Annotated in this window: 4 protein-coding genes and 1 pseudogene; 4 read left to right on the top strand and 1 reads right to left on the bottom strand. The window is 34.3% G+C overall.

Going from position 1 to position 6,349, the window contains the following annotated elements; all coding sequences use genetic code 11:
- Positions 1-1,613 (bottom strand): annotated as a pseudogene (locus WFK35_RS19400) (excinuclease ABC subunit UvrA); the annotation flags it as partial.
- A 333-nt stretch (positions 1,614-1,946) separates the two neighbouring features.
- Here WFK35_RS19400 and WFK35_RS19395 point away from each other — a divergent pair.
- From WFK35_RS19395 to WFK35_RS19380, 4 genes are all read left to right on the top strand, one after another.
- Positions 1,947-2,813, top strand: a complete 867-nt coding sequence (locus WFK35_RS19395; protein WP_336734001.1) for an IS1595 family transposase — start codon at positions 1,947-1,949, stop codon at positions 2,811-2,813.
- A gap of 273 nt (positions 2,814-3,086) precedes the next feature.
- Positions 3,087-3,308 (top strand): hypothetical protein, encoded by a 222-nt coding sequence (locus WFK35_RS19390; RefSeq protein WP_214589676.1) that lies wholly within the window; start codon positions 3,087-3,089, stop codon positions 3,306-3,308.
- 272 nt (positions 3,309-3,580) lie between these two features.
- Positions 3,581-5,392, top strand: coding sequence for a TonB-dependent receptor plug domain-containing protein (locus WFK35_RS19385; protein ID WP_336733999.1), 1,812 nt, complete (start codon positions 3,581-3,583; stop codon positions 5,390-5,392).
- A 74-nt stretch (positions 5,393-5,466) separates the two neighbouring features.
- Entirely contained in the window at positions 5,467-6,183 is a 717-nt protein-coding gene (locus WFK35_RS19380) for a DUF2490 domain-containing protein (RefSeq protein WP_336689019.1), read from the top strand.
- Positions 6,184-6,349 lie beyond the last annotated feature (166 nt).

Here is a 6,349-nt window from a genome sequence, read left to right as displayed (position 1 = left end):
TCTTCATCATGTTCCACAACAATTACGGTGTTGCCAAGATCACGGAGATTCTGCAAAACTTCAATCAGGTTTTCCGTATCTCTTGAATGCAGTCCGATGGAAGGTTCATCCAGAATATAAATAGAACCCACCAAAGAACTTCCCAGACTTGTTGCTAGATTTATTCTCTGACTTTCTCCGCCGGAAAGTGTGTTGGATGTTCTGTTTAAGGTTAAATATCCTAAACCTACTTTCAGCAAAAACTCCAGTCGGGTTGTAATTTCGTACAATAATCTTTTGGCAACTTCCTGATCGTGATCAGATAATTTTAAGCTTTTAATTAAAGGAAAAAGTTCATCCAGAGGAAGTTCAATCATTGATTGGATGTTATGTCCGTCGATTTTTACCCAGCTTGTTTCCTCACGAAGTCGCAAACCTTCACAAGTCGGGCAGAGTGTTTTTCCGCGATAACGGGAAAGCATTACACGATACTGAATTTTATAGAGGTTTTCCTCAAGCATTTTGAAGAAATTGTCAATCGATGGGAACGTGCTTTTTCCGTCTCCTTTCCAAAGGTATTTTTTCTGTTCTTTGGTTAATTGATGATATGGCTTATGAATCGGGAAATCTTTTGCTTTTTTAATGAAATCCTTTTTCCATTCGCTCATGCTTTCGCCTTTCCATGAAGCAACCGCATCTTCAAAAACGGATAATGTTTTGTTGGGAATGACTAAATCTTCATCAATTCCGATCACTTTTCCGTATCCTTCACAAGTGGGACAGGCTCCGTAAGGATTATTAAAACTGAAAAAATGAACATTTGGTTCTAAAAACTCGATTCCGTCCAGTTCAAATTTGTTTGAAAATTCTTTTACTTTTCCGGTATCTACATTTTTTAACGAACAATATCCCCGACCTTCGTAAAAAGCCATCTGAATAGAGTCTGCCAAACGCTGTAAAAAGCTTTCATCTTCTTCATAAGTAAAACGGTCAATCACAAGATTAATTTCCATTCCCTTTTCTGGGGTAAAGCCAAAACTTTCCAGATCTTCGATTCCTGCAACATTCCCATTAATTTCAAGTCTTGTAAAACCTGCTAATTTCAGAACATTTAAATTTTCTCCAAAATTTGTAGCATCGTAATCGTAAGGAGCCGTTAATAGAAACGAAGTCTCTTTTTTAGAAGATTTAATGAAATCCACCACATCAGAAACTGAATCCTTTTTCACTTCTTCACCCGAAACCGGCGAATACGTCTTCCCGATTCTCGCGAAAAGAAGCTTCATATAATCATAAATCTCCGTAGAAGTTCCTACCGTAGATCGGGGATTGGAAGAAATTACTTTTTGCTGGATAGCAATAGAAGGAGCCAATCCTTTAATATCGTCAACTTTAGGTTTCTCGAGTTTTCCTAAAAACTGACGTGCATAAGAGCTTAAACTCTCTACATATCTTCTCTGTCCTTCCGCATAAATCGTATCAAAAGCCAGCGAAGATTTTCCGCTTCCGGAAACTCCTGTAATAACGATCAGTTTATTTTTCGGGATAAGAACATCTATGTGTTTCAGATTGTTAAGGTATGCATTCTTAACGAAAATCTGTTTTTTAATATCTATATCTGTTGTATGAGCCATAGTAAAATTAAGACTAACAAAATTACGAATTTTTAATCGGATTGAATGTACTCTATGGTGACTATTTACAATTCTACACAGTGTGAATTTTAATATTATATATTCTGAAGAGTATTATAATTCTTAATTAATTTTAATTCTCACTGCTTTGAAAAACAAATGAAGAAAGGTAAGTATGTACAATCCTACACCACAGCCTTTTGTATTTGAATGTATGCTCAGCTATTTTCAGGAGTAAGCTGCCTGTTTTTAGAAAAATATAGAAACTTTAACTAAAATTTAATAATATGCTAGAAAACTGTTCGTTTAAATAATTGCTAATATTGCAATACCATGATTAACACAAATTTCAATTCTATACTGGAGTTAATACAGACTTTCTCTTCCGAGCAGGTCTGCATTGAGTATCTTGAACAAATGAGATGGGGCGGAATTGTTGAAAGTCCGTTCGACTCTGCTTCTAAAGTGTATAAATGCAGTAAAAATCGCTACAAATGCAGGAACACCGGAAAATATTTTAACGTTAAAACCGGTTCCATGTTTGAGAATACTAAAATCAGCCTGCAGAAATGGTTTTTGGCGATATGGCTCCTTACATCCGGAAAAAAGGGAATCAGTTCTGTTCAGCTTGCAAAGGATATCGGAGTAACGCAGAAAACAGCATGGTTTCTGTCGCACCGTATACGTGAATGTTTCGGCATTGAAAACAATAATGAACTTGCAGGAGATGTGGAATGTGACGAAACATTTATTGGCGGCAAGAACAGAAACAGGCACCGTCATAAAAAAGTAGAATATTCTAAAAGCCGTGATTTTCCGGATAAAGTTCCTGTTGTAGGAATGCTGCAGAGAGGTGGTAAAATGAATGCATACGTTGTAAACGACACCAAAAAAGCCAGTATTCAGCCTTTTATCTATCAATATGTAATTTCCGAAAATACCCGCTTAATAAGTGATGAATGGTGCGGATATAAAGGATTGGGTACATCTTATTTTCATTTGGTCGTTGATCATTCCAAAAAAGAGTATGTAAATTCTGAAGATAAATCTATACATACCAATACGATTGAAGGATGCTGGAAAATTCTTAAAAATTCTGTCTCTGGAATTTATAACTTTGTATCTAAGAAGCATCTTCAAAAATATGTAAATGAATTTATTTACAAGTTCAACTTGAGATATATATCCAGCAACGAGTAATTTACATATCTGCTCAAAAAATGCACGGTTAGAACCAAATACGAAGATCTTATTAAATAAAAAAACAATTATTATTAATTATTTTGTATACGAATCATTGTTTTCGGGTAATTTTACGGAATGCCATATTAAGTCTTATATTTAAATCATAAATTTGTGATTTATATATGTTCTGATGGGGATTGGTTTCTTTTTTTAGATGTAAAAAATGCTGATAAAAGATAAGTTTTCTTTCACAAAAACATAAATAATGACTATTTTAACACTTGAAATATGTTACCTGAACTATTAAAACAAAAAAAAATAAAAAGTATTTTTTTTAAGGAGGAAGAATACTTTGATGTAGCGGATATTAAAAAGAATCATCCCGATTTGAAAATTGATGTCAGCCGTATTATCCTTGTTAAAAAGTTACAGTTTATAAAAGCTGAAGACGTATCTTTAGTATCAGACTTTGATAATACGATAAAAAATATTTTCAAAAATAAAAAATAAGAGATTATATTTCTGAAAGATAAGTTTTTTTAAGTTTGTGGTATTGCTTTTTATTTTAAAATTTGTTAAAATTGCAGTCATAAATATGTAATATAGAAATGAGAAAATTATTCAGAGATCTTATTACACATTTAATGAGAAAAAGATAACGAAATTACTTCCCAGGATGCGATATTACTGTCGCATCTTTTTTTATGACAACTATCATTTGTCATTCTTCATGATCTCCAGTACTTTTGCGTTCACGAAACTAACTGAGAATAAAACTGATTATGATTAAAAAAATACTTCCTGTTTTTCTTGTAGGAACATTCTGCTTTATGCATGCACAGGAAAAATCAACCGATATTGAGACCATTGAGGTTCAGGGAAAACTTATTTCAACACCTTACAAAACAGCCAACCAGAATATCACGATCATTACAAGAGAAGATATCATTAATTCTCCTGCAAAAAGCATCGATGAAATTCTTCAGCAGGTTCCGGGAATGGATATCAGAAGGAGAGGAGCCAATGGTGTGCAGAGTGATATCGGCTTTAGAGGAAGCTCTTTTGAACAGGTTCTGCTGCTTCTTAACGGAATCAGAATGAATGATTCGCAGACCGGACATAACTCCATGAATCTTCCTGTTGATCTTGATGATGTCGAAAGAATTGAAGTAATCAAAGGTCCTGCAGCAAGACGATTCGGGCAGAATGCCTATGCCGGAGTAATTAATGTGATTACAAAAACAAATCCGGGAAAAAGAGTAAAGATAAGCGCAGAAGGAGGAGATTATAAAACTTACGGTTTTGGTCTGAACGCACAGCTTGGAAATGAAAAATTTTCCAATTCTTTACAGGCTAATTCTGCAGGTTCAGAAGGCTATATGTACAATACAGATTATGAGATCAGAAATGTATTTTATCAAAGTAAACTGAATATAAAAGAAGGTGATATCAGACTTCAGGCTGGTTTTTCTGAGAAGAAATTCGGAGCAAATGGTTTTTATGCATCAAAAGCGGCTACGGAACAGTATGAAGAAACGCAGGCTTCAATTGTAAGTTTAGCCCATCAACAAAGATTCGGAAAGTTAAAACTCAGCTCAAATGTGTACTGGAGAAGAGGGCAGGATATGTATCTTTTCAACAGGCAGAAACCTGAAATTTACCGTAATATGCACATCGGAAATAATGTAGGAGGAGAAGTAAATTCTACTTACGAATGGGGATTGGGAACAACAGGAATAGGGGTAGAATTAAGGAAAGAATTTCTGGTAAGCAACAATCTGGGAGAAAGGAACCGTTTTGTATCGCAGGTTTTCTTTGAACATCATTTTTCTTTACTCGACAAAAAATTAAACATCAGTCCCGGAATTTCCTGGGCAAATTATTCCAAAGAAGGAAACTTTTTTTATCCCGGTTTGGATGTAGGATTTAGCTTTAACCCAAACAATAAAATTTACGGGAATATTGCAAAAGTTCACAGAGTTCCTACTTTCACAGATTTGTATTATGTAAGCAAAACAGAGGTTGGAAATCCGAATCTGAAACCTGAAAGTGCGGTTTACGCAGAATTGGGATATCAGTATCAGACAAAAAATATTCTGGCAAAAGTGAGCGGATTCCTTCGGGATTCCGGAAATGCAATCGACTGGACTAAAATTAAGCCGAATGATGCAGTATGGTATGCACAGAACATAGGAGATACTACCTTAAAAGGAATTGAAGCGGAATTGAATCACAGATTAAATGAATGGCTGAAATATACAGTCGGTTACACGTATCTGGATAACAAAGCGAATCAGTCTGGTAATTTTGTGGCAAGATATGTTCTGGATAATTTAAAACATCAGTTTATTGCAAAACTGGAAACAAAATTCCTGAAAAACTTTACCAATGAATTGGTTTACCGTTATAATGAAAGACTGAACAATGGAAGCTATAATCTTCTTGATGAAAAACTGAGTTTTGCCAAAAAAGATTTTTCCGTGTATGTTTTAATTAATAATTTAACAAATACTTCATATACAGAAACTTTCGGTGTACAAATGCCGCAAAGATGGTTCCACATTGGTTTTTCTTACAATATTAATATTAATTAAATGTTAATTAATGATGAATGAAAGTTAATATTACGAAATTGTTAATTCATTTACATTTGCAAAAATTTTACTAGATGAAACTGTTTGTGAGTTTGAGTTTACTTTTAGGTGTTACATTTCTTAAAGCACAGGAACATATTTCCAGCTTCAATGCAGTCACCATCACTTACAAATTTCATCCTAAATTTTTTCTTTATCTGGAAGGTCAGTCAAGAGGAATTCAAGAATTTACATACCCCGATTACTACGAAATAAAAGGAGGATTGGGGTATAATCTTACCAAAAATCATAAGCCTTTTATCGGAATGGGAAGATATGCAACTTATAAAGACCATTCTATCAACAAAGAAGAGTTCCGTGTGTGGTTACAGGACGTAATCGATGTTAAAAAAGGGATTGTAAAATTCGAAAACAGATTCCGTGCAGAAAAATCATGGTTTCACGAACCTCAGTCTGACAAAAATTCCGAAAGAATGCGTTACCGTTACCGTCTGAATGTGAGTGTTCCTCTTAATGCAAAAGAAGTAAAGAAAGGAACTGTTTTTGCCAATGCATACGATGAGGTTTTCTTTGTGAGTCCTGCGAAACCTACTTTCGCAAGAAACAGAGTGTATGTTGGCGGTGGTTATCAGATCGATAATAGTGTGGGAGTTGCTGCAGGATATCTTTGGCAGAGAGAATTCAATGCTTCCTCAAACCAGAATTTTCATTTCCTGTATGTTGCTTTAAACATTAATATCGACGGAACCAAACATCCAGTTAAAACATTTGATTATCCCGGAGCGGATTAATGTACTTTTTCCAGTCTTTTCCGATATTCGATAAGCTCTTCTTTAAAATCAATGTAAATTTTATTGATTATTGCCTGATATTCGTTAATTAAAGAAAATAAACATCCACTTCTTTCTGAATGTATTTGTCATGATTGAAATAAATATATTCGGAACTGATGAAATC

This window comes from Chryseobacterium sp. VD8 (assembly GCF_037149975.1).
GTDB classification, from domain to species: domain Bacteria; phylum Bacteroidota; class Bacteroidia; order Flavobacteriales; family Weeksellaceae; genus Chryseobacterium; species Chryseobacterium indicum.
This window is presented reverse-complemented; position numbering and strand designations above follow the sequence as displayed.